This window comes from Saccharopolyspora oryzae (genome assembly GCF_027853915.1).
GTDB lineage: Bacteria > Actinomycetota > Actinomycetes > Mycobacteriales > Pseudonocardiaceae > Saccharopolyspora > Saccharopolyspora oryzae.
In genome coordinates, this window is the sequence record NZ_JAQGLA010000002.1 from 16,876 (window position 1) to 41,170 (window position 24,295).

At 68.0% G+C, this 24,295-nt stretch carries 21 protein-coding genes; 13 read left to right on the forward strand and 8 right to left on the reverse strand.

Features of this window, described 5'->3' with window-relative positions; translation table 11 throughout:
• Positions 1–9: 9 nt before the first annotated feature.
• The 3 genes from OU415_RS01395 to OU415_RS01405 all read left to right on the forward strand — a co-directional run bounded on the left by OU415_RS01395 (position 10) and on the right by OU415_RS01405 (position 3,080).
• Positions 10–1,932: a hydantoinase B/oxoprolinase family protein gene (locus OU415_RS01395; protein WP_270946638.1), complete on the forward strand. Its 1,923-nt coding sequence runs from the start codon at positions 10–12 to the stop codon at positions 1,930–1,932.
• A gap of 14 nt (positions 1,933–1,946) precedes the next feature.
• Positions 1,947–2,207, forward strand: a complete 261-nt coding sequence (locus tag OU415_RS01400) for a hypothetical protein (protein ID WP_270946639.1) — start codon at positions 1,947–1,949, stop codon at positions 2,205–2,207.
• A 108-nt stretch (positions 2,208–2,315) separates the two neighbouring features.
• A complete protein-coding gene (locus OU415_RS01405; protein WP_270946640.1) occupies positions 2,316–3,080 on the forward strand; it encodes an SDR family NAD(P)-dependent oxidoreductase in 765 nt (254 codons plus the stop codon).
• 194 nt (positions 3,081–3,274) lie between these two features.
• Here the strand turns inward: OU415_RS01405 and OU415_RS01410 are convergent, their stop codons facing one another.
• Both OU415_RS01410 and OU415_RS01415 read right to left on the reverse strand, forming a co-directional pair.
• Positions 3,275–4,669, reverse strand: a complete 1,395-nt coding sequence (locus OU415_RS01410) for an MmgE/PrpD family protein (RefSeq protein ID WP_270946641.1) — start codon at positions 4,667–4,669, stop codon at positions 3,275–3,277.
• A gap of 123 nt (positions 4,670–4,792) precedes the next feature.
• Positions 4,793–5,599, reverse strand: coding sequence for an enoyl-CoA hydratase/isomerase family protein (locus OU415_RS01415; RefSeq protein WP_270946642.1), 807 nt, complete (start codon positions 5,597–5,599; stop codon positions 4,793–4,795).
• 262 nt (positions 5,600–5,861) lie between these two features.
• Here OU415_RS01415 and OU415_RS01420 point away from each other — a divergent pair, with 262 nt between their 5' ends.
• Positions 5,862–6,566: a GntR family transcriptional regulator gene (locus tag OU415_RS01420; protein WP_270946643.1), complete on the forward strand. Its 705-nt coding sequence runs from the start codon at positions 5,862–5,864 to the stop codon at positions 6,564–6,566.
• A gap of 92 nt (positions 6,567–6,658) precedes the next feature.
• On the opposite strand, the gene OU415_RS01425 is transcribed toward OU415_RS01420, so the two are convergent.
• The 3 genes from OU415_RS01425 to OU415_RS01435 form a co-directional block, all read right to left on the reverse strand.
• On the reverse strand, positions 6,659–7,780 hold the full coding sequence (locus OU415_RS01425) for a CaiB/BaiF CoA transferase family protein (RefSeq protein ID WP_270946644.1): 1,122 nt from the start codon (positions 7,778–7,780) through the stop codon (positions 6,659–6,661).
• 194 nt (positions 7,781–7,974) lie between these two features.
• Positions 7,975–9,306, reverse strand: coding sequence for an MFS transporter (locus tag OU415_RS01430; protein ID WP_270946645.1), 1,332 nt, complete (start codon positions 9,304–9,306; stop codon positions 7,975–7,977).
• Positions 9,307–9,671: 365 nt separating this feature from the next.
• A complete protein-coding gene (locus OU415_RS01435; protein ID WP_270946646.1) occupies positions 9,672–10,475 on the reverse strand; it encodes an N-acyl homoserine lactonase family protein in 804 nt (267 codons plus the stop codon).
• A gap of 345 nt (positions 10,476–10,820) precedes the next feature.
• Here OU415_RS01435 and OU415_RS01440 point away from each other — a divergent pair, with 345 nt between their 5' ends.
• From OU415_RS01440 to OU415_RS01475, 8 genes are all read left to right on the forward strand, one after another.
• Complete coding sequence (locus tag OU415_RS01440) at positions 10,821–11,978, forward strand: CaiB/BaiF CoA transferase family protein (RefSeq protein WP_270946647.1); 1,158 nt, start codon at positions 10,821–10,823, stop codon at positions 11,976–11,978.
• A gap of 149 nt (positions 11,979–12,127) precedes the next feature.
• Positions 12,128–13,258, forward strand: coding sequence for an acyl-CoA dehydrogenase family protein (locus tag OU415_RS01445; RefSeq protein WP_270946648.1), 1,131 nt, complete (start codon positions 12,128–12,130; stop codon positions 13,256–13,258).
• Positions 13,259–13,287: 29 nt separating this feature from the next.
• On the forward strand, positions 13,288–13,797 hold the full coding sequence (locus tag OU415_RS01450; RefSeq protein ID WP_270946649.1) for a MaoC family dehydratase: 510 nt from the start codon (positions 13,288–13,290) through the stop codon (positions 13,795–13,797).
• A gap of 5 nt (positions 13,798–13,802) precedes the next feature.
• On the forward strand, positions 13,803–15,014 hold the full coding sequence (locus OU415_RS01455) for a thiolase family protein (protein WP_270946872.1): 1,212 nt from the start codon (positions 13,803–13,805) through the stop codon (positions 15,012–15,014).
• Between the two features lie 20 nt (positions 15,015–15,034).
• The gene (locus tag OU415_RS01460; RefSeq protein WP_270946650.1) at positions 15,035–15,466 is read left to right on the forward strand and encodes a Zn-ribbon domain-containing OB-fold protein; all 432 of its coding nucleotides are present in this window, start codon (positions 15,035–15,037) and stop codon (positions 15,464–15,466) included.
• Position 15,467: 1 nt separating this feature from the next.
• Entirely contained in the window at positions 15,468–16,679 is a 1,212-nt protein-coding gene (locus tag OU415_RS01465) for a CaiB/BaiF CoA transferase family protein (RefSeq protein ID WP_270946651.1), read from the forward strand.
• A gap of 67 nt (positions 16,680–16,746) precedes the next feature.
• Positions 16,747–17,898: a CaiB/BaiF CoA transferase family protein gene (locus OU415_RS01470; protein ID WP_270946652.1), complete on the forward strand. Its 1,152-nt coding sequence runs from the start codon at positions 16,747–16,749 to the stop codon at positions 17,896–17,898.
• 140 nt (positions 17,899–18,038) lie between these two features.
• Positions 18,039–19,421, forward strand: a complete 1,383-nt coding sequence (locus OU415_RS01475) for an MFS transporter (protein ID WP_270946653.1) — start codon at positions 18,039–18,041, stop codon at positions 19,419–19,421.
• A 43-nt stretch (positions 19,422–19,464) separates the two neighbouring features.
• On the opposite strand, the gene OU415_RS01480 is transcribed toward OU415_RS01475, so the two are convergent.
• The 3 genes from OU415_RS01480 to OU415_RS01490 all read right to left on the reverse strand — a co-directional run bounded on the left by OU415_RS01480 (position 19,465) and on the right by OU415_RS01490 (position 23,051).
• Positions 19,465–20,685 carry an MFS transporter gene (locus OU415_RS01480; RefSeq protein WP_270946654.1) on the reverse strand — a complete coding sequence of 407 codons (1,221 nt, stop codon included), beginning with the start codon at positions 20,683–20,685 and terminating at the stop codon, positions 19,465–19,467.
• Positions 20,686–20,805: 120 nt separating this feature from the next.
• Positions 20,806–22,230: an MmgE/PrpD family protein gene (locus OU415_RS01485; protein WP_270946655.1), complete on the reverse strand. Its 1,425-nt coding sequence runs from the start codon at positions 22,228–22,230 to the stop codon at positions 20,806–20,808.
• Between the two features lie 17 nt (positions 22,231–22,247).
• Positions 22,248–23,051, reverse strand: coding sequence for an SDR family NAD(P)-dependent oxidoreductase (locus tag OU415_RS01490; RefSeq protein WP_270946656.1), 804 nt, complete (start codon positions 23,049–23,051; stop codon positions 22,248–22,250).
• Between the two features lie 275 nt (positions 23,052–23,326).
• Here OU415_RS01490 and OU415_RS01495 point away from each other — a divergent pair, with 275 nt between their 5' ends.
• A complete protein-coding gene (locus OU415_RS01495; RefSeq protein ID WP_270946657.1) occupies positions 23,327–24,241 on the forward strand; it encodes a LysR family transcriptional regulator in 915 nt (304 codons plus the stop codon).
• Positions 24,242–24,295 lie beyond the last annotated feature (54 nt).

Sequence of the window (24,295 nt, forward strand, 5' to 3'; positions counted from 1 at the left end):
GCGACCACCATGACCATCTCAGCTGAAACCACCGGCACTCCAGCGGAGTTCGAGCTCGACATCCTCCGCTACGGCCTGATCGAGGTCGCCCGGGAGATGAACGACGCGCTGATGCGCAGCGCCTTCTCCCCGGTGTGCCGGGACATCCTGGACTGCACGACCGCGATCCACGTGCACAGCGGCGACGGGTGGGAGACCGTGGCCCAGTGGGAGGGCTGCATGCAGCACGCCTTCACCTCCCCGCACATCGTCAACTTCGCGATGGACGACTTCGACGTCGACTCGATGCAGCCCGGTGACGTCATCTTCGTCAACGACCCGTGGCGCGGGACCATCCACCAGTCCGACGTGAACCTGCTGCGGCCGGTGTTCGTGGACGGGCGCGTCGAGTTCATCCTGCACTCGACCTCCCACCTGGTCGATCTCGGCGGCCCGATCCCCGGCGGCTTCTCCAACGGCACGCAGACCGCCTTCGAGGAGCAGCTCAAGCTGCCACCGACGCTGCTGTACGCCAACGACGTCCCGGTCCGGCCGCTGTTCAACTTCCTGCTGGAGAACAACCGGGTTCCGCACCTGGTACTCGGCGATCTCCGGGCGCTCTACGGCTGCCTGGTGGTGGGTGAGCGGCAGCTGCGGGCGCTCATCGACCGCGGCGGCCTGGAGAAGGTCAAGGCCGCCGGGCGGTACGCCATCGAAGCCACCGAGCAGAGCATGCGCCGGGGCATCGCGGCCGTGCCCGACGGGGACTACACGGTGGAGGACTTCCTCGACGACGACGGCATCACCGACGAACCGATCCCGGTGCGGGTCACCGTGAAGGTCCGCGGCGACAGTATGGAGATCGACTTCTCCGGGTCGGGCAGGCAGCCGCTGGGCAACTGCGGCACAGCCTGGTGCGAGGCCGTGCGGTGCATCGAAGCGGTGAAGCTGATGGTCGACCCGAGCACTCCGGTCAACAGCGGCACGCTGCGCCCGATCGAGACCATCCTCCCCCAGGGCAGCGTGGTGTGCGTGCTGCCGCCGTCGAGCTGCTCCAACCACGCCGACATCGGCCCGCGGTGCATCAACGCCGTCGCGAGCGCGCTCAGCGAAGCCGTCGGGGACCGCTCGATCGCCTGCGACACGGGCACCGCGCTGGTCATCAGCCTCGGCGGGATCGACACGCGGCCCGGGCACGAGGGCACGCCGTGGGGTGCCTTCGCGCTCACCGGCGGCGGTTGGGGCGGTACGTGGAAGGAAGACGGCGTCTCCTTCTGCGTGACGCCCATCGGCAACTGCCGCACTTCGGTGCAGGAGCACGTCGAGATCGAGAGCCCGCTGATCGTCGCGCAGCACGAGATGGTCCTCGACACGGCCGGCGCCGGTCAGTACCGGGGCGGGTTGGGTTCGGTGTACACGCTGACCGCCCAGTCCGACACGATGGTCACCGTCACCTGCGACCGCGTCCGCACCGGTGCGCCCGGCGCCGCCGGAGCTGGATCCGGTGCGCCCGCGTTCGGCTGGTACATCCCGGACTTCGACCTCGAACGGCACTCCGATCCGCTCGATCTTCGGGGGCTGGAACCGCTGTTCGGCATGTTCGACGACGACGGCAGGCCCGATCCCAACGGCGGCGAGTTCTGCAAGGGTGCCCGCTACCGCACCGGCAAGATCTCCGGTCTCGTCCTCAAGGCAGGCGACGCGTTCCGGTTCATCATCGGCGGGGGCGGCGGCTGGGGAGACCCGCTGCTGCGCGACCTCGATCGCCTCGAGGAAGACGTGCGCAACGGCCTGTGCAGCGCGGAGTTCGCGGCCCAGGCGTATGGAGCCGTCCTGTCCGGGGACCACATCGATCGCAGCGCGACTGCGGAGCGCCGCGCGGAGCTCGCCGCGCTCCGCGAGCAGGGGCGCTGGTCGGTACCCACCGCCGCACCGCTGACCTGGACCATCTGAGAAGGAGACCTCCGATGTCACTCGACCGACTGCTCTTCCCGCGCCCGGAGACCCCGCGGGTCTCGGTGGAGCGGACCCCGGTGGATGCCAGCTGCCCGTCCTGCGGCGGTACGAACATCGCCCGCTACCCGGTGGCGAACTACCAGGGCCCGCGGATGGTGGTGAAGTGCCAGGACTGCTTCACCCACCTGTCAGTGACCCGGCCCGAGCCGGCGGACAACTGGCCGGCCTGGCGCTCCCCCACCCGCGATTGGGCCCCCTCGCGCCTCGGTTGATCCGCCCCCACGGCACGCGTTCGGGGGCGCCGGTGCGATGCCCCAGCCCACAGCACCTGAACGCGTGCCATCTCCCCAAAACACTTCAGAAGCAGGAAGAGGACAGAGATGTCAGGATTGCTGGACGGAAAGGTCGTTTTCATCACTGGAGCTGCCGGCGGGATCGGTCGCGCGACATGCCTGCTGGCGGCCGCGGAAGGCGCAAAGGTCGCGGCGACCGACGTATCTGCGGAGGGTGCCGAGAAGACGGCGCAGCTGGTGCGCGACGCGGGCGGAGAGTCCTTCGCAGCAGCCGCCGACCTCACCGATGGGGATTCCGTCGAAGCGATGTTCTCCGCCGTCATCGACCACTACGGCCGCATCGACGGCGCGTTCAACAACGCCGGTGTCAGCGGTGGGCAGGTCGGCCAGGGCGGAAAGCTCGTCGCCGACTGGGACGAGGACGCCTTCGACCTGGTGCTGGCGGTCAACCTCAAAGGGGTCTGGCGGTGCATGCGCGCCGAGCTCGAGCAGATGGTCGCCCAGGGCCACGGGACCATCGTGAACACCGCGTCGCTGGCCGGCCTCGCCGGCTTCAAGACCACCGCGGGCTACTCGGCGGCCAAGCACGGCGTCATCGGGTTGACCAAGACCGCGGCCATCGAGTACGCACCCGTCGTGCGGGTGAACGCGGTGTGCCCCGGGTACACCGACACCGACCTGATGAAGGACGCGATGGCTCGCGGCGGCTCGACCATCATGTCCCGCATCCCCTCCGGCGCCCTCGGCCAGCCCGAAAACATCGCCGAGATGGTCTGCTGGCTCCTGTCCGACCGCGCGTCCTACGCCACCGGCGGCTCGTTCGTCGTGGACGGCGGCTACATGGCGGGCTGACCACGCCCAAGTCCACAACGGACACATGAGTGGAAGACGGCGGGGAGTCGCCGGATCCGGATTCCGGACCGCCTCCCCGCCGTCGCGATGCGCGCAAGCCGCCCAATTTCGCCGCGCCCCCGCCGATCCGGCCGCCGCGCTGGCGGCAATTGCAGCGAACTGGTTCCACGCCGCCGTCAGCACTCACGAGCCGGTCAGAGCACCAGGAGGTCGACCAGGGTCGAAACTGGGAGGTCGGGGTCGCCGTCGGTGATCGTCCGGAGAAGCTCCTCACTTCGGTCGGCACCCATGGTCGAGACCGTCAGGTCTCGGAACTTCGCGTCCAGGTCGGTCTGCGAGATCGGGTTCTCCGCTGTGCCCAGCGGGTTGTCGACGAACAGGTGCTCGCTGCGCCCGTCGCGGTAGGTGACGGTGATGTCGGCGACCCACTTGCCGGGGTGCGCGGTGTCGAGCTCCGGGTCGGGCGTGATGCGGATGCGGTTGGCCAGCTCGGCGATCTCGCCGCCATCGGACAGGTCCAGCCGCCCTGTCAGGTAGTCGTGGTGCGTGGTGAAGCCGTTGCCGCGCCCCAACATCGACAGGGCGAACTGGAAGGGCAGGCTGTACTGGAGGTTCTCGATGCTCTTCGGTGCGTAGGCGTTCACGTTGCGATTGCCGACGATGATGTTGCCGCCGGTCTGGATCCCCAGCTCGATCAACTCGACCTGGTCGGGCGAACCGGCCAGCTGCCGCGCACCGTCGATGTAGGCGTGGTTGATACCGCAGCAGCAGTACGGCTTGATCCAGAGCCGCTCGATCTCGAACTGCGCACCCGGCCCGAAGGAATCCGCTGCGTCCTCCCCCACTTCGCGTCCGGCGAAGACGCGGAAGAAACCCTTGCCACCGGTCAAGAAACCAACCGGGCCGGTGAGACCCGCCTCGGCCATCTCAGCAGCCCGGATGCCGTTGCGCGTGCCGATCCCCGCGTGCACACGCTTCACCGAACCGCCCGACGAGGTGTACTCGGTGGTTCCCGAGCAGTGGCTCATCGCGATGGACAGCGCGTGCACGGTCTGCTCCAGGTCGAAGCCGCGCATCTTCGCCACCACCGCTGCGGCTCCGAAGTTCGACAGCACCGCGTGCGGGTGGAAGCCGCGTTCCAGCAGTTCCGGCGCGGCGAGCACACCGATGCGCGTGTAGACCTCGTAGCCCGCGACGATGCCCGCCAGCACCTCGCGCAGCGACGCGCCGATCTCTTCCCCCACAGCCAGGGCGGTGGGCACCACGCAGCTCCCGGGATGGCTCGAACTGGCCCGGTGTGCGTCGTCGTACTCGAAACCATGCCCGAAGGTCGCGTTCACGAACGCCGCGTCCGCAGCGCTCATCGCGTCACCGGAGGCCGTGACCCGCGCAGCGCCCGCAGCGTGCTGCCGCCGCGTCAGGTTCAGCACCACCTGGCTCCAGGACAGGTCCGCGCACCCGATCTGGACGGCCAACTGGTCCTGCATCAGCCGCCGTGCGCCCCGCACCGCACCGGCCGGGAGCTCGTCGAATTCCAGCTCGGTGATCAGACGCGCGACAGCCGCTTCGACAGAGGGGATGTGCTGCATGAGGTGAGATCTCGCTTCCGTTCCAGGTGAATGTCCACCGACCGCGAATCCGGCGGTCCCCGACTGCGCAGGGCTTCAACTCGCCCTCATCGCGCAGTGCACGGCGATGCAGGCCGAGTCCCATCAGGCGGTCGCTGGGCCGGGGAAGTTCGGGGCGCGTCGCTCCCGATAGGACGCCACACCCTCAACGACGTCCGGACCGCCGAAACCGAGGAACTCCAGCCCCAGCGAGGCATCGAAAATCGGACCCGCCTGCCGGTACCACTGGTTGAGCGAGTACTTCGTCCACCGGATCGCATCCTGCGCCCCGCCGCTGAGCTCCCCAGCGATCTCGCGGGCAGTCGGCAGCAGCTCGTCCTCGTCGGCGGTCAGCGACACCAGACCGACCCGCTCAGCCTCCTCGCCAGTGATCTTGCGGCAAGTCAGCAACAGGTACTTGGCCTTCGCCATGCCACACAGCAACGGCCACACGGACGCGGCATGGTCACCAGCGGCGACCCCCAACCTGGTGTGCCCGTCAACGATCTTCGCCGTCCGCGCGGCGATCGAGATGTCCGCCATCAACCCGACCACCAGACCAGCCCCCACTGCCGGGCCGTGAATGGCGGAGATGATCGGCTTATTGCAAGCCAGGATGTTGTAGTACAAATCCCGCGCCTCGCGCAGCACCCGCATCCGCACCACGTAATCGGCGATCTGCTCCTCGACGAGGTCGAAGCTGCCACCCGCGGAGAACGCCTTGCCCTCACCCCGCACCACGACCGCGCGCACCTCCGGGTCCGCGTCGATCACGGGCCAGATCTGCGGAAGCTGCGCGTGCGCGGTGGCGTCCACGGCGTTGAGGTTCGGAGCGTTGAACACGACCTCCAGCACCCCTGGCTGGTGGCTCTCGAAGGTCAACGCCGAGAAATCCTGGTACTTGTCGAGCACTGCTGGTCTCCTTCTCGTGCGCTGCTGGATCGGCCGCTGTGTTCGTGCACCGCGTGCCGTCGGCAAACCAGAACAGTACCCCCTAAAATATATAATGTTCAGTATTTACCTCTGGTTGCACCCGTGGTAGCCGACAGCACAACCAGGCGGTACGCGCGCAGCACCGCACTCGCCGACGGCGACTCACCGCGCTATGTGCCGTACGCGCCAGTAACTCCGGGTATATAATGTTCCGGCAGTCCCTCGAGAAGCTGGAGTGAGGATGTCGGTTGCGAGCGACCTGGTCGCAGTCCGCGGGAACAAGCGGCGGCAGCTGCCCGACGAGGTGGCGAGCTACGTCCGCGAGCAGATCATGTCCGGGCACTTCAAGCCGGGCGACTTCCTCCGCATGGAGCCCATCGCCGAAGCTGTCGGCGTCAGCAACACCCCGGTCCGCGAGGGACTGCTGACCCTGCACAACGAGGGCTTCGTCCAGCTGGTCCCCCGCCGCGGCTTCATCGTCGCCCCCTTCACCAGGCAGGACGTCCGCGACCTGTTCTGGGCCCAGGCCAAGCTAGCGGGGGAGCTCGCCGCGCGCGCGGCCAAGAACATCACACCCGAGCAGATCACCAAGCTCGAAGCGATCATCAAGGAGCTGGAGAAGGCGGTCAAGGCCCGGGACAAGGACCTGATCGCCGACCTCGGGCACGCCTTCCACCGCGAGATCAACCTCGCCGCAGGCTCGCACCGCCTGGCGCTGCTGCTCGCGGGGATCGTCAAGCACATGCCCAACCGCTTCTACGCCTCGCTGGAGTCCCGGGTCAGCTCGACCCGGGAGCAGCACCCGCTCATGGTCGAGGCTCTGCGCAAGCGCAGCGTGCGCAAGGCGCGGACTCTCATGGAAGAGCACATCGCCGAAAGCGCCGACTACGTGATCGAGATGCTCGAGGAGAGCGGTTTCTGGGACGAAGAGGATTCCGAGGACTGAGCAGCTGAACGAGGTGCAGGGCCGGTACCGGCCCTGACTCGAATCGCGTCCCGGAGATCTCGGTCTCCGGGACGCGGCTGGTTTTGCGGATGTCAGCTCCCGCCGCCCCAGGACTCGAGCAGGCTCTGCAGGTCGAGCGGCTGCGGACGCGGCGCGGCCGGTTCGCGCGGCGCGGTCCGGCTGAAGCGCGGCGCCGGCGACGGGTGCAGTACTCCGTCGATCCGTTGGAACACCTGCCGCTCGGCGTTGTGCGGGTCCTCGGCCGCCTCGTCGAACGTCAGCACCGGTGTGACGCACGCGTCGGTACCCGCGTAGATCGCGGCCCACTCTGCTTGGGTCTTCGCCGCCACCGCAGCGGCGATCCGCTCCCGCAGCTCCGGCCACGCCGCCCGGTCGTGCTGCTCCGGCCAGCCGCTGACGTCCACGTCGAGCCGCACGAGGAACTCCCGGTAGAAGTCCGCCTCCAGCGCCCCCACGGCGAGGTAGCGGCCGTCTGCGCACTGGTAGGTGTCGTAGTACGGCGCGCCGGAGTCGAGCCAGTTCGTGCCGGGTTCGTCAGCGAACAGGCCCGCAGCTCGCAGGCCCTGCAGTTTGGCAGTCAGCAGTGCGACTCCGTCCACCATCGCTGCGTCCAGCACCTGTCCACGCCCGGAACCACGCGCCTCCAGCAGCGCGCACACGATGCCGAAAGCGGCCATCGTCCCGCCGCCCGCGTAGTCGCCGAGCAGGTTGATCGGAGGCCGAGGCGCCTCACCGGCGCGGGCCATGGCGTGCAGCGCACCGGACTGCGCCACGTAGTTGATGTCGTGCCCGGCCTGCTTGGCCATCGGACCGGACTGGCCGTAACCGGTGAGCCGGGCGTAGACGAGCGCCGGATTTCGCTCGAGGAGTACCTCCGGGCCCAGACCTAGGCGCTCGGCAACGCCTGGGCGGTACCCCTCGACGAACACGTCCGCCTCTGCCACGAGCTGCCGGATCGACTCCACACCTCGCGGGTCCTTGAGGTCGACAGCGACCGCTTCGACACCCCGGTTGGCCAGGTCGTGCTCGGGTCGCATCCCGTCGGTGTTGGCCAGGGCGCGCTGCGACCGGTTCGCCGGCCGCGTCACCCTCACCACTTCGGCGCCCATGTCGGCCAGGAGCATCCCGGCGAAGGGAACCGGGCCCATCCCGGCCAGAACGACAACCCGAACGCCGACCAGCGGCCCGCTCATGCCACCTCACCCCTGCTCACGCCCATCGCTCCTCCGATCTCCGGAAAGCCCTCAGCAGGGCCGCGGGTGTGCACAGCGTCGCTCCTTCACTGGGGGAATCAAGTCTCGACTAGAATATTTTATATATAGCACTCTCCGTTCGGCATCAAAATGCGCGGCGGCGCTTGAGCACCGCCGCGCATTCACGACTACAGTCAGCTCGCCGCCGCGGCCTTCCCGGTCGACACGCGGAGCATCGAGATCGCGACCAGGCTGACCAGCGAGCCCGCGAGCATGTAGAGCGACACCGACACCGAGGTGTGCGTCGCCGCCAGGAGCGACACCATGATGAACGGGGCGAAACCGGCGCCGAGGATGTTCGCGAGCTGGTTGCCGATGGAGGCCCCGGAGTAGCGCACGCTGGGCGGGAACGCCTCGGCGAACAGTGCGGTGCCCGGCCCGAACATCGCGCCGACCGCGAGCTGCCCGACGCACGCGGCGAGCAGCATCAGCGGGAAGCTACCGGTCTCCACCAAGGGGAACAGCGCGAAACCCCACGCCCCGGCGAACAGCGCGCCTCCCGCGTAGACCGCACGCCGCCCCACGATGTCGGACAGCAGCGCGAACCCGATCGTGCCCACCGCGAACGCGACCATCGAGAGCATCACCACGGACAGCATCGTGTTCCGGCTGATCCCCAGATCGCTGGTCGCGTAGTGCAGCAGGCCGGTGACGATGACGTAGAAGCTGATGGTGGCGGGGATGAAGGTGAACGCGACCAGCAGGACCTGCTTGGGGTTGCGCAGCACCTGCACCACCGAGGACCGCGGCTTCGATCGCTTGCTCTCGGCCAGCTTGTCGTCGGCCCGGCGGAACTCCGGGGTGTCCTCGATGTAGCGGTGCACGAAGTAGGCGACCGGGAACATCACGAAGCTGAGCAGGAACGGGATCCGCCAGCCCCACGCCGCGAACTGCTCGGGTGTGGTGATGTTGCTGATCAGCAGGAAGATGAGCGTTCCACCGACCATGCCGACGACCACCCCGAGCTGAGGTAGCGCGCCGAAGAGACCACGGCGGTTCGGCGGTGCGTTCTCCAGCGACATCAGGGTTGCCCCGCCGAAGTGTCCGCCGACCGAGATCCCCTGGGCCAGGCGCAGGACCACCAGGAGGACCGGCGCCACCACGCCGATGGTCGCGTAGGTCGGCAGCAAACCGATGAGCATCGAGGACACGGCCATCAGCATCATGGCCACCAGCAACGCCGGCTTGCGCCCGAACTTGTCGCCGAAGTGGCCGAAGACCGCCGCACCGAGCGGCCGTCCGGCGAACCCGACCGCGAACGTGGCGAACGAGGCGAGGATCCCGGCCACCGGGTTCGCCGCCGGGAAGAAGTGCGCGCTGAAGATCAGCGAGGCCGCGGTCCCGTAGATCAGGAAGTCGTAGTACTCGATCGACTGCGCGGCGATGGTCGCGAACAGCACCCGCCCCCGCCCCTTGGCGGGCGCGGCCGACTCGACCGCCGGTGAGATACGTCCTTGTACTCTCATGGTTCCCTCATCTCAGACGCGGAAGTCCACCGTGGACCGGTACCCGCTCGGTTCGGTGTTCGCCTTCTCGGCGCACCGCGATGCCTGGACAAACTAATTTCATTAGCTAAAGTCATTTACCGGGGGATCGATCACCCGGTCGCCACAAGCGCCCTCGCCGGCGGATCAACACCGTGGCGCCCTGGATCGGGCACCGGAGGAGCTGCTGGCGAGGATATAACCCTCCGACAGTCAGATGAAGACTCGAAGTTTGATATATTATGTGCCACTATGCGCGGCTCGCCGTGCAACGGACGGTCGGCGCGCACCGCCCCACCGAGCACGGTGACGCGAGCGGCGCATGGAATTCCCCGCGCCGGAACCGATTACCGGCCGAAGGAGACCTCCTTGCCGTTCGCGCGGTACTCCTGCCAGTCGGCCGGGTCGTGGTTGACCCAGAGCGTGGTGTCCGGCCGGGATTCCAGCAGCCGCAGCTTCCGCAACGAGTCGAGCTTGCCGACCGTGTCGGCGTCCAGCGTCATGCCGATGGTGGCGTCGACATTGCCGTGCAGGTGCGCCGAATCTCCGGAGAGCACCAGGTACCGGTCCTGGAACCGCAGTCCGAGGCCGAGGGATCCCGGCGTGTGCCCGGGCAGCGAAAGCAGAGTCACGCTGCCGTCGCCGAACACGTCGTGGTCGTACCCCGCGGGCAGTTCGCGCCACCGGATCTTCGCCGCCGCATCGAGGTCCTGCTCCCGGAAGAAGCCGTGCAGCACGGGATCCGCAGTCCGCGCGTACCGCATCTCCCCGGCGCCGATGAAGCCCTCCGCACCAGGAAAGTGCACCAGCCCGCCGGTGTGGTCGAAGTGCAGGTGGGAGATGATGACCTGGCGGACGTCCGAGGTCTGGAAGCCCAGCGCCTCGATCTGCCGGTCGAGCCGGTGCTCCGCCGGGAAGTCGATCTGGAACGCCTCCGCGACCGGACCGTAGGCCGCAGCCGGATCACCGGCGCCGTCGGCGGCCAGCCCGGTGTCGAAGATCATCAACCCTTCGTCGTGCTCGATCAGGAACGATGGCGCGGGAATCGTCACCGGTTCACCGCCCGCCCCGACCACCAGGAGCCCCCTGTCCACGGTGAGCTGCGGGGCGTCCAGCGCCCACAACCGTCGGATCTCGCCGTATTCCGCCATCTCCTGACCTCCACGTCAGCTGAATTGGGGACGCTCGGACTCGCAGGCCGACCGACCTGATGGAAATGCACGAAGCCGGGTCGGATCGAACAGATCACGACGACACGACGCTTTTTCCGCATCGATCACCAGAATCGGCTCCCGCCGCGGTCGGCGATTTCGGGCAAGTTAATGGTGGAAATATGATGTTGTCAAGCTCACTCGTACCATCCGAACCCGAACGGGCAACTGCGGAATTCGATTCGCCTCCGTCGAATCCGCGATTCGCGATTTCGCAATTGGAACGGCGTGGACCGCGGGCTATCGTCACAGCGATCCGTGCGGACGAACCTGGCTGGAGCCGAGATGACGCCGAAGCAGAAGGGCCCGCTCGCGGGCGTCAGAATCGTGGAGCTGGGCGGCGTCGGGCCGGTGCCCTTCTGCGGGATGCTCCTCGCGGACCTGGGCGCGGACGTCGTCCGCATCGACCGTCCCGCCGGTTACGACGGCGGTGCGCCAATCGACCCGAAGTTCAACCTGCTCAACCGCGGGCGGCGCAGCGCTGCGCTGGATCTGAAGAACCCCGCGGCGGTCGATGCGGTCCTGGCACTGGTCCGCCGGGCGGACGCGCTGATCGAGGGGTTCCGGCCGGGAGTCGCGGAGCGGCTGGGCCTCGGCCCCGATGCCTGCCTGGCGGCGAACCCGGCGCTGGTCTACGGCCGGATGACCGGCTGGGGCCAGGACGGGCCGCTCGCGCAGGAACCCGGGCACGACGTCAACTACATCTCGCTCACCGGGGTGCTGCACTCCATCGGAACTGCCGGCGGGCCGCCGGCGATCCCGCTCAACCTCGCAGGGGACTTCGGCGGCGGTTCGCTCTACCTCGCGCTGGGCGTGGTGTCCGCGCTGCTGGAGAGCAGGGCCTCCGGGCAGGGCCAGGTGATCGACGCCGCCATGGTCGACGGTTCGGCATCGCTGATGACGCTCATCTACGGGCTCTACGCCGCCGGGTACTGGAACGACGAGCGCGGCACGAACCGCCTCGATTCGGGTGCGCCCTGGTACCAGGTCTACGCCACGGCGGACGACCGGTGGATCAGCATCGCCGCCAACGAGGCGCGGTTCTGGCGCAACGTCCTGCGCCTGCTCGGGTTCAGCGAGGACGAGATGCCCGACCAGCACGACCGGTCGCGGTGGCCAGAGGTGCGCGAGAAGTTCGCTGCGGTGTTCCGCACGCGCACCCGCGACGAGTGGTGCGCACTCGCCGAAGGCGAGGAGGCCTGCCTCGCACCGGTGCTGTCGTTGACCGAAGCCCCGCACCACCCGCACCTCCGCGCGCGGGAGACGTTCGTGGAGGTTAACGGCGTGGTCCAGCCCGCACCTGCCCCGCGCTTCAGCCGCACTCCCGGCGCGGTGCAAGGGCCTCCCCCGCATCCCGGTCAGCACACCGGGGAAGTCCTCGGCGACTGGGGATTCACCCCCGGCGAACTGGTCGCGCTGCGGGAGGCAGGTGCGATCACCTGACGGTTCGACGCCGTCGAACCGCCAATTCGGAATTCATCACTTGGTTGGACCGAAGATCAGATTTAATATATGAACATCCCGGGTTGCGGGCGATGTTCCCGCACCGAATCGCATCAATTCGGAGTGCAGGCGAAATGTGCGCTAATTTCTTGAACGAATCCCAGTCCGACTGGTTGACCGCGGTGAACGATTTCATGGACAACGAGATCACCGTGGAATACGTGCGCAACTGCGACACCAACCGCGAGTACCCCTACGAGGCGTACGAGAAGATCGCCCGGCAGGGCTGGCTCGGCATCCTCATCCCGGAGGAGGAAGGCGGCTCCGGCGGGGACATCTTCGACTACTCGTTGATGGCCGAGGGCCTGGGCAAGTTCGGCTTCGACTTCGCGTGCTCGGTGCTGGTGCCCACCTTCACCGCTATGAACATCATCAAGTACGGCACACCGGAGCAAAAGGCCCAGTACGTCAAGCCGTTCATCGACGGCCAGATCCGGTTCTCGGTGTCGATCTCCGAACCGGACGCGGGTTCGGACGCCGCCAACACCAAGACCCGCGCGCGCCGCGACGCCAACGGTGACTGGATCGTCTCCGGCTCGAAGCTGTGGTGCAGCGGGGCGGCGGCGAACGACACAGTCATCGCGATGCTGGTGCGCACCGACCCCGACGACAAGCACAACGGCCTGTCGGTGCTGCTGATCCCCAACGACACCCCCGGCCTGGACATCCGCAAGCTGCCGACGCTGTCCCGCCACGCGACCGGCACCACGGAGATCTTCCTCGACGAGGTCCGCGTTCCCGCCGAGGCCCTGCTGGGCGAGGTCGGCCAGGGGTGGAAGATCATCACCGAGCACCTCGAACTGGAGCGCTGCGCGGTGGCCGCGGCTTACGTCGGCAACGCCCAGGAAGCCGTGAACGCGGCCAACAAGTACGCCCACGAGCGGACCCAGTTCGGCCGGCCGATCTACGACTTCCAGGTGCTCAAGCACATGCTGGCCGAGAACCAAACGCGGGTCGACGCCGCGCGATTGCTCTGCTACCGCGCCGCGCAGATGAAGGCCGAGAACCTCCCCGCAGCCAGCGAGACCTCGATGGCCAAGCTGTACGGCTCCGAGACGCTGAAGGCCTGCGCCCTGGACGGCATGCAGATCCTCGGCGGCTACGCCAACCTCCCCGAGGCCGACATGGAGCGCTACCTGCGCGAGAGCATCCAGTCCACCATCGGCGGCGGCACCTCCCAGATCCAGCGCACCATCATCGCCAAGTCGATGCGCCGTTGATCCACCGCCCGAACGAGAGGCAGAACCCCATGAGCACCATCAACAATCGCATCGACATGCCCTACGACGAGCTTGAGATCGGGCAGGTCTTCCGGACCGGCGGGCGCACGATCACCGAGGCCGATGTGGTCAACTACTGCGCGCTGACCGGGAACTGGATCGAAATCCACTCCAACAAGCACTACGCCGAGCAGACCCGCTTCGGCAAGCGCCTCGTGCAGGGCTCGCTGACCTACTCGATCATGACCGGGCTGATCCAGTTCGGCCCCGCCATCCAGGCCAACTACGGCATCGACAACCTGCGCTACCTCAAGCCGGTGGCCATCGACGACACCATCTACGTCACCGCCGAGGTGACCGCCAAGAAGGAGAAGGACGAGAAGTACGGCGTCACGACCTTCCTGATGAAGGCGCTCAACCAGGACGGGTACGTCGTGCAGCGCAGCGAGTGGAGCCTGCTCATGCTGCGCCGCCGCGCGGACCTCGAAGCGCTGCTGGCGGCTTCGCTGCCGACGGAGAAGCAGCCGGAGGGGAAGTGACCGCCATGGCAGGCGAACCGGTCGCCGCCATCGTGGGCATGGGTGATGCCTACGCCTCGAAGGCGGACCGCAAGGACCCGCTGCAGCTCGCGGCGGAGGCCACGACGGCCGCGCTCGCGGAAGCCGGCATCCGCAAGGACCAGGTCGACGCCGTGTTCACCGGGCGCTCGCCGTGGGCCGACAAGCGCTCGCAGTGGAGCAACATCTTCATCTCGCACATGCAGATGCCCGTGACGTTCACCAGCGAGCTCACGCTGCACGGCGCCGGGCTGACCGCATCGCTGGCCATCGCGTCGCAGCAGATCGCCGCGGGGACCGCGGAGTACGTGCTGTGCCTGCAGAGCGATGCGACCGAGCTGTTCGTCGACGCGGTGGCGATGGGTGCCGAAGCCGATGCGGACCCCCAGTTCGAGGTGGCCTACGGCCCGACGATCCCCTCGCTGTACGCGCAGGCGGCGCAGCGGTACTTCCACGAGTTCGGCGTGACCGAGGAGGACCTCGCCGACGTCGCGGTGGCCAACCAACGATGGGGCGCCCACCACCCGCACGCGGCGAAGGCCAAGCACGGCGAGATCGACCGCGAAAAGGTGCTGTCCTCGCCGTACGTCGCCACTCCGCTGCGCCGGTGGATGTGCTCCACCTGGGGCGGCGGGACCGGAGGCGCGCTGGTCGTGACGTCGCCGGAGAACGCCCGGCACGCCCGCGATCCGGTCTACCTGCTCGGATACGGGTCGGCCACCACGCACGAATACCTGACCGACCGGATGAACATGCGCAGCTGCAAGTTCCCCGGTCTGGGAACGTTCCCGAACCTCACGCACACCGCCACGGCGGAGGCAGCGCGCCAGGCCTACGCCATGTCCGGGCTCACCCCCGACGACGTCGACATGGCGCAGATCTCGGTCAACTTCGCGCACATGGGTCCGATCGTCATGGAGGACCTCGGGTTCGCGAAGAAGGGCAGCGGTATCGACGTCTACCGCGAAGGCCGCACCGGTATCGACGGGGACCTGCCGACCGACACCAACGGAGGCTGGCTGTCCTTCGGCCAGCCCGGGATCTCCTGCAACATGGACAGCATGATCGAGGCGACCCGCCAACTGCGCGGCACCGCACTCGGCCACGCCCCGACCCGTCGTCCGAAGACCGCGCTGGTCCAGGGTGCGGGCGGCATGCTCGCCGCAGGCAGCGTGCTGCTGCTGTCCACTTCGACCTGAGCCACGATTGGGAGCACGGCATGGGTGAGACAACGACGTTGCACGACTGGCCGCAGCCGTACCGCTTGCTCGACGCGCAGCCGTACTGGCACGCGCTGTCGGGCGAGGACTTGGCCTTCCAGCACTGCGCCGACTGCGCGCAGGCCGTGTGGCCCGCGCATTCCCACTGTCCCGGCTGCTCTTCCACCGCGCTGACGTGGAAGCGCTCCAACGGGCGCGGCACGATCTACTCGCACAGCACGATCATGCGCGGCCCGACACCGGTGTGGGCCTCGATCGTGCCCTACACCGTCGGATTCGTGCACCTGGAAGAGGACTACTTCCTGTTCGCCCAGATCGACGGCGATCCGGAAGAGATCGAGATCGGCCGCGCGGTGGCAGTCCGCTACGTGCAGCGCGGGGAGCAGAAGCTGCCGGTCTTCGCACTGGTCGACGACGGACCGGAGCAGTGACGTGGCCGGGCCGCTGGACGGCGTGCGGGTCATCGACCTGACGTCGAACTTCATGGGTCCCTACGCCTCGCTGCTGCTCGCCGACATGGGCGCCGACGTCACCAAGGTCGAGTCACTGCAAGGCGACACGACCCGTGGCGTCGGGCCATGTCGCAACCCCGGTATGAGCGCGATCTTCCTGCACCTCAACCGGAACAAGCGCAGCATCGTCCTGGACCTCAAGACCGCCGGGGGCAATGCCGCGCTCAAGAGGATGCTGAGCAGCGCCGACGTCCTGCTGCACAGCATCAGGCCGAAGTCGATGACCAAGCTCGGTCTGTCCTACGAAGACACCCGCTCGATCAACCCGCGGCTCGTCTACTGCGGGGCCTTCGGTTTCGGGCAGAACGGTCCGCACGCGGACCGCCCGGCCTACGACGACCTGATCCAGGCCGCCGTGGGGATGCCCGTTCTGCAGAGCCGCAAGTCGGGCCCGCCCGAGTACGTGGCCACCGCGATCGCGGACCGCGTCGTCGGCATGGCCGCCACTTCGGCGGTGTCGATGGCGCTGTTCAGACGGGAGCGGACCGGACGAGGGCAGGAAGTCCAGGTGCCGATGTTCGAGACGTTCGCGCACTTCGTGATGGGCGATCACCTCTACGGGCACACCTTCGTCCCGTCCATCGGCGACTCCGGCTACGCGCGGATGATGAACCCGGACCGGCGTCCGTACCGGACCTCGGACGGGCACATCGGGGTCAACGTCTACACCGACCGGCACTGGCGGCGGTTCTTCGAGTTGTCCGGGCACCCGCACCTGGCCGAGGATCCGCGTTTCGCCGACATCCACGGCCGGACCGAGCACATCGGCCTGCTGTACGAGTTCCTGGCGGAAGTCTTCGAGACCAAGAGCACCGACGAGTGGCTAGAACTGCTGACCGAGGCCGACATCCCGGTCATCCGGATGAACACCCCCGAGACGCTGCTCGACGACCCGCACCTGGCCGAGGTGGGCTTCTTCGTCGACGAGCAGCACCCGACGGAAGGCCGGCTCCGGATGCTGGGGATCCCCCAGCAGTGGAGCGAGAGCAAGCCGGAGCTGCGCTTCCCCGCGCCGCGGCTGGGCGAGCACACCGAACAGCTGCTGACCGAGTACGGCTTCGCCCGGGCCGAGATCGACGACTTGCTGGCCTCTGGTGCCGCGGTCGCCGCCGATCCGGTCCGGGGCGTTTGAACCCCGGTTCGCGGGAAACGCATTCCTCACAACTGCAACAAACGGTCGTCTAGGGAAGCGGAGAGCAATGATGCTACGTGACCTGCCCCTGTCCGGGGTCGTCGTGGTGGAGCTGAGCGACAGCGCCTCCGCGCCGTTCGCCGGGAAGATCCTCGCGGAGCTCGGCGCCGAGGTGTGGAAGGTGGAACGGCCCACGGGCGACTCTGCGCGCGGCTGGGGCCCGAGCACATGGAAGGGCAGCGGTGCCGCCTTCCACGCGCTCAACGGCGGCAAGCGCTGCGTCAGCCTGGACATCAAGGACCGGGACCAGCTCGCGACGCTGCACCGGCTGATCGCCGAACGAGCCGACGTCTTCATCCACAACCTCCGGCCCGGCACCAGCGCGAAGTACGGGCTGGACGCGGACAGCCTCCGGGTCACCAAACCCGAGCTGGTCCACTGCGAGATCGGGGCGTTCGGGCACGTCGGACCGCTGCGCAACTACCCCGGCTACGACCCGCTCATGCAGGCGTTCTCCGGAATCATGAGCATCACCGGTGAGGACGGGCAGCCGCCGGTGCGCGCCGGTGTGTCCATCATCGACTTCGGATCCGCGATGTGGGCTGTGATCGGCATCCTCTCGGCCCTGTACCGGCGCCAGGCGAAGCACAGCGGTGCGACGGTCAGCGGTTCGTTGCTGGAGACCGCCATCGCGTGGATGTCCGTTGGTATCGCCAACTACAACGCCGACGGCCACCCCGGTGGCCGGCACGGCTCGGGCGCCGTCTTCATCGTGCCGCACCGCGCCTACTCGACGGCCGACGGAGACCTGATCGTCAGCTGCGCCAACGACTCGCTGTTCGCCATGCTGTGCGAGGCGCTCGAGCATCCGGAGTGGGCCGCCGACGAGCGGTTCGCGACGAACCAGGCCCGGCTGCGGAACCGGGCGGAGATCGACCGGCTGATCGGCAACCAGCTCAGTCAGCAGCCCAGCGTCCACTGGCAGGAACTGCTGCAGGAACACGGGATCCCGGTGGCCCCCGTCCAGACCGTCGCCGACGTGGTCGCCCACGAGCAGACCCGGGAACTGGACATCATCGGCAAGACCGAGGAGGACGGCCTCGGCCTGGTCGGCCTGCCCCTGTCCTTCGACGGCAAGCGCCCACCGCCGCTGCACGCCGCGCGCGACATCGGCGCGGACAACGACCAGCTCGACGCAGCGCTGAAGACGCGGAGCTGATCGCCAACGACGCCTGGTCGGGCAGACATGTCCGTCCGACCAGGCGACCTCTTTGTTTCACATAATATTTTGTGTATCTTATGGCCCTCCTGTCCATGTGGTGGCAACCACACGGGACTGCAACAGCGAAGGGTCGATCGATGACGCTTGGACCACCCGCAACCGGATCCGCACCACCGCAGCCCCCGAAGAGCGTGGGCCCCGCCGTCGTGATCGGCACGACGCTCGAGTGGTTCGACTTCTACCTCTACGCCTCCATGGCGGCGCTGGTGTTCGGGAAGATCTTCTTCCCCTCGGGCAACTCGTCCCTAAGCACCTTGGCGGCCTTCGCGACCTTCGCGGTCGGCTTCCTGGCCCGCCCGCTGGGCGGGGTGCTCTTCGGAGCGCTCGGCGACAAGATCGGCCGGAAGGCAGTCCTCTCGCTCAGCCTGCTGCTCATGGGCATCGCATCGGGGCTCATCGGCCTGCTGCCCCCTTTTGCGTCGATCGGCATCGCGGCGCCAGTGCTCCTGGTGGTCCTGCGGATCCTGCAGGGCTTCGGGGCGAGCGCGGAGCTGGGCAGCGCCATCACCGTGGCCTACGAGTACGCCGACGAGAAGACGAAGGGGCGCTACGCAGCGCTTCCCGCGCTGGGAGCGCAGATCGGTCTGCTGGCGGCATCGCTGGCGGTCACCGCCGTCACCAGCTTCGGCAACGAGTTCCTCTACAGCTGGGGTTGGCGGATCCCGTTCATCGCCAGCTTCGCCCTCGTCGGCGTGGGCTGGTGGATCCGCCGCAACATGCCCGAGACACCGGAATTCGAGCAGGTGGCGAAGGATGCCCGCAAGCGCAAGGGGATCCACGTCCTGCGCGACCTGGTGCGGTCCGATTGGCGCGGCCTGCTGGTCGTGGCGGCGGTCTACGGGGGCTACGCAGCGATCTCGTACACCTTCAAGACCTTTTCCCTGTCCTACCTCACCGAATTCCAAGGCGTCGCCGCCAACGTGGGATCGTTCGGCATCACCTTGGCCAGCGCGGTCGCCATCATCGCGGTCCCGCTCATCGGCCGCATCTGCGACCGGACCTCGATCCGCCGCGTCATGGTGGTCGGCGCGATCGGGGTCCTCCTGCTCTCCTTCCCGATGTTCTGGGTCCTCGACACCGGACGCCCCGGTTACATCTGGGCGTTGCTGATGTTGGCAACAGGTGTCCTCGCCCCGATCATCATCGTGGCGAGCAGCCCGTTCATGGCACAGCAGTTCCCGACAGAGGTCCGTTCCTCGGGCCTCGGCGCTGGACGGGAGATCAGCGGTGCGGTGGCCGGCGGTCTCGCCCCGCTGGCCGCGCTGGCCATGGTCACCATGTCGCCCAGCCACTCGACCTGGGGCGTGTCCCTGCTGATCGCGGCTTCTGCTGTCCTGGTGCTCCTGGGCGCGCTCTTCGACCAGAAGCACCGCGTCGATTCCCGATCAGCGGCGAACCCCACCGGCTCGACCGGCGTTGACTCGGGTGAGACCACCGCTAGCCGGGCATCTGCAGACTGACCGGATACCCCGGCCGGAACACCTCCGGCCGGGGTCCCGCTGCTCAGCATTCCCGCTGGCTGCCGCGCATCTTGGCAGGGCGGCAGGCCCACGCGGTGACCGCCACCAGCGCGGCGGCGATCACCAGGGCCACCGGAACGGAGAACACGTCCGCCAACGCCCCGTTGAGCAGCGCAGCGATCGGGCGCGACCCGACGAAGCATGCCAGCCACAAGCTCATCACGCGCCCGCGCAGCGAGTCCGGGACGGCGACCTGGAGCAACGTCGTCAAGCTGGTGAGCGCCACGGACATCCCGGCGCCAGCGAAGGCGAATGCGCCTACCAGCACCGCGATGGGCGGCGACAACGCGAGCACGGCGGTGGCCGCGCCGAGCACGCACAGCCCGCCGGCCACGAGCTGCGAACGCCCGAACCACCGCTCCAGCGGCCCCATGACCACGACGCCGAGCGCGGCTCCGATGCCGAACGCCGACGCGAAGATCCCGACCGTGGCCGTGTCACCCCCTGCGGCCTCGGCGATGGCCGGGGCGAGGGTGAGCGCCGGGTCGGCTGCCACGCCGATGGTGACGATCCCGAGCAGGATCAACCCCATCCTGCGCTCGCGGCGCACGTACTGCACCGCCACCCGCATCGAGTTGTCCGCCTCGGGATCGCGCTCCTCGGGCTCGTCGACGCGGAGCACGGCGACGACGGCGGAGAAGAGCACGTTGGTCGCAGCGGCGACGAACAACGCCGCCCCGGGACCGGACCAGGCGATCAGCAGCGCGCCGAGCGCCGGGCCGGTGGACCTGCCCACGAGCATCGGCAGCGAGTCCAACCGGACAGCCGTCGGGATCTCGGCTTCCCGGACCAGCGCGGGGACGATCGCGAGCAGCGCCGGCCCGCCCAGCACGAGCCCCATGCCCATGACCAGGGATGCAGCCAGGATCATCACCCTGCCCACGGGACCGTCGCTGCCGTCGAGCAGGCACCAGACGCCGAGCGCGGCGGATCCGGCGGTGCAGACGAGGCGGCCGAGGATGATCTGTAGCCGCCGATCTCCTCGGTCGGCGGCGACACCGCTCGCACCCACGAAGAGCAACTGCGGACCGAACTGCACGACGCTGACCAGCCCGACGTAGAGCACCGAGCCGGTGAGTTGGTACGCGAGCACTGCGGCGATGACGTTGTGGCTCCACAACCCCGCGAGGGAGAGCGTCTTGCCGAAGAAGAACGTACCGAAGCGGCGATCCCTGAGCAGTACCAGCGCGGGGCGAGGGCTCACCTCGGTCACCGGCGCCCCCACTTCATTAGTTAGCAACGATAAATTATTGGCTGCAGACTACCACTGCGCAGAGCGAGCGAGGCCGACGCAGCAGAGCGAACTGCGGCGCCAGCCTCGCGATCAGCTCCGGACCGCGGTGTCCTTCATGATCGTGCCGATGTCGGCGACGGTTTCGAGGTTCAGGACGGCGTCCACAATTCGGTCCACGTTGGACTCGGGGATGATTCCCTCCGCATTGCGGCGGAACTTGTCGGCGAGTTCGTCGTTGGTCATCGTGGTCTCCGGTTCCGGCGACTTGCTGCCCTTCGGGTAGCGCCGCTCCCCCACGAACACCTCACCGCGCGCCGACACCTCGATGCGGGCCGGACGGCTGGCGGCGTTGCCCTTGAGCATCTCAACGTAGTCCGGATGGACCTCGTGCGTCGTCCGGTCCATCAGGTCGAGCACGGACTTGCTGTGGATGAGCTCCGGGTCGTGCCAGGCCGGTCCTGGCGGCACGCGGTGCGCCCCGACCGCGAGTCCGTGAGCGATGCTGAACTGCGCGTCGTGCGGATGCTCGATGGTGCGGTTGAGCCAGAGCGGCTGCTCGACGAAACCCTCGACCAGCGCCTTGATGCTGTCGATCTCCTCCGGCTTCAGGTCGTTGTCCACCACGATCTCGCCAAGCGAATCCAGCAGCGCGTGCAGGATCCGGCAGTGCGGGTACGGCTTGAAGGTCTGCTCGGCTGGGAACCGCCACTCGCTCCCCAGCGCATCGGTGATGTTCTCGGGCTCCCAGCGCGTCGTCCCGATGAAGCGCGGGAAGCCGAACTCCCGGTCGTCGAGCACCTGCAGGTCTCCGCGGTGCCCCAGCTCTGCCATGTGCGCGGCGGTCAACGCGGACTGGGTCAGCGTACCGGCCAGCAGGTACTTGATCGTGGAGGTCGGCGTGTGCATGCTCCACGAGCGGAAGGAGTTGACCGGAGCGACGAGGCCGGCGATGCCGAGCGCGTGCGCCTGGACCTCGGGTGCGAGCCCCTTCAGCTTGGTGATCGCCGCGGTCGCCCCGAAGACGGTGCTGCTGTAGCCGTAGACCTTCGGGGTGTTCACCTCGCCGTCCTTGACGTCGCGCAGGTAGTCCATCGCTTTGCCGATGCGGTAGGACATCTCGTGCGCGACGGCGACCGCGGTGATCAGGTCCTTGCCCGAAGCACCGGAGCTCTCCCCAACGGCGAGCGCGCCGGGCAGCACGTACGGGGTGACGTGCCCGGGCGGGAGCACCGCATCGGAGTCGAGCGTGTTGATCAGCTCGCCGTTGGCGAACGACGCCCCGAACACCGAAACCCGTTCCGGCGTACCGATGATGGTGGCATCACCGTCCGAACCCCCCGTCATCCGGCCGTAGTCGATGCCGATTCGGCCCTTGGGCTGGTTGACCGCGCCAAGTGCGCAACCGATCGAATCCAGCACGATGCGCTTGGACTCCTCGACGACATCCGCTGGCAGCTGGGTGAAATCGCTGCGAGCGGTGAAGTCCGCCAGCTGTTCGACGATGGTGTTGGGCATTGCGGGGATTCCTTCCGTCAGACTGCTGCGCCGCGCAGCGTTCGGCCGCCGTCCACGACGACCTGGGTTCCGGTCATGTAGGCCGCGAGGTCGGAGGCGAGGAACAGGGCCACCCGGCCGATCTCGTCCGGCAGGCCCATCCGCCCCATCGGGACCACCGCTTCGAACGCATCGAGCACGTCGTCGTCGAGCGGTCCGAGGCCGGGAGTTCGGATGCCGCCGGGTGCAACGGAGTTGACCGAGATGCCGTGCGGGGCGAGCTCCAGTGCCATGGTCTTGATCAAGCCGGCGACGCCGTGCTTCGACGCGCCGTAGTGCCCCATCCCGACCAACGACGGGGTCAGGGATTCGATGGAGCTCACCACGACGATCCGGCCACCGCTGCCCTGCGCGATCATCTGCCGGGCGGCCGCCTGCGAGCAGGCCATGACGCCCAGCAGGTTGACCTCGAGCGTGCGCCGGGCGGTCTCCAAGCTCGTCTCCAGGAATGGCGAGATCCCGTAAATACCAGCGTTGTTCACGAAGATGTCCAGGGCGCCAAACCGGTCGACGGCTGCGCGCACCATGGCTTCCGCGTCCTCCGGATCGCTGACGTCGCCGACGACCGCGTGGATCCGGTCGGATTCCGAGAACTCCGCCACCGCCTGCTCCGCGGCGGCGCCGTTGATGTCCGACAGCACGGTGTTGGCACCGGCTTCGTGCAGGCGGCGCACGATGCCGAGGCCGATGCCCATAGCGCCGCCGACGACGAGGGCCGTCTTGCCCGTCAGGTCCACCAGCTCACCGATGGACACCGATTCTGCAGCAGGGAATTTGGTCATGGCAGAGGTAGCACCTCACAAGTTCGAGCTCTGGACATCCGGCCGAGGGACGTGAGGGAAACCTGCCCGGACGGCGCGTCCGGGCGCTCCAGCCTGAGCCGCGATGTCCATCTGGGGCCCGATGCATTCCCCGTTGGCCAGCGGGCATAGGCGCATTCCGGCATCGCCGCCTCTCCTCGCGACTCCGTGACGGTCGCGAAAACTTAATATATATTGTGTTCATCAAGGGCGGAAGGGCAGCGAGCGCCGCGAGGCGGTCCGAAGGCGAGGGACGCATGTTCAACCGGCTACACCTGATCCGCCAGGTCGACCTGTTCACGCTGCGGCTGTTCCTGTCCGCGATCGAGGAGAAGCAGATCGGGCTCGCCGCGATCCGGGAGAACATCGCGGCCTCCACGGCCACCAAGCGGATCCAGACCCTGGAGGACATCGCCGGCATCCAGCTCCTCGAGCGCGGCCCGAAAGGAGTCGCGCCGAGCCCTGCTGGCGCGGTCCTGGAGCGCTACGTTCGCGCGATCTTCGACAGCCTCGAGGACATGCGGTCCGAGATCGCCACCTTCACCGACGGAGTGCGCGGTGAGCTGGCGATCGCGTCCGCCCGATCCATCATCAATCCGTTCCTGGCCCGCGAACTGGGCGACTACTGCCGCGAGTACCCGCTGGTCGACCTGACCGTGCGCGAACTCGAGAACGCCGAGATCATCCACCAGGTCGCGCGCGGCGAGGCCGATATCGGTGTGTTCGCCGCCGCCTACGAACTCGATCTCGACGGCATCGACGTCACCCCCTACCGGCAGGACCGCATCGTGGCCGTCGTGCCGGCCGACCACCAGCTCGCCGGCCGCTCCGGCGCGACCTTCCAGGACTTCCTGCCCGAGAACCTCATCGCGGTCGGCGCCATGGCCGGCGCGTTCCGCTCCGCCGCCCGCCGCCTCGGCCTGGACTTCGAGTCCAGGCACGTGGTGAAGAGCGCGAGCGTGGCCATCAGCCTGGTCCAAGCCGGGCTCGGCGTCACCGCGGTGCCCGAGTGCCTGCTCGACCACGACCTCCGCACCCGTGTCGCGGTCGTCGAACTCACCGAGCCGTGGGCGGTGCGCAAGATCCACATCGCCACCGCGCACGGGCGCAGTCCGAGTCCGGCCGCGCGCGCACTGCTCAAGCAGCTGCTCGACCGCCCGCAGGACGCCTGAGCCGCGCGTGCGGACCTCTGTTCTCGCCGCAGTACCGCAGCGCAGACCGGTACT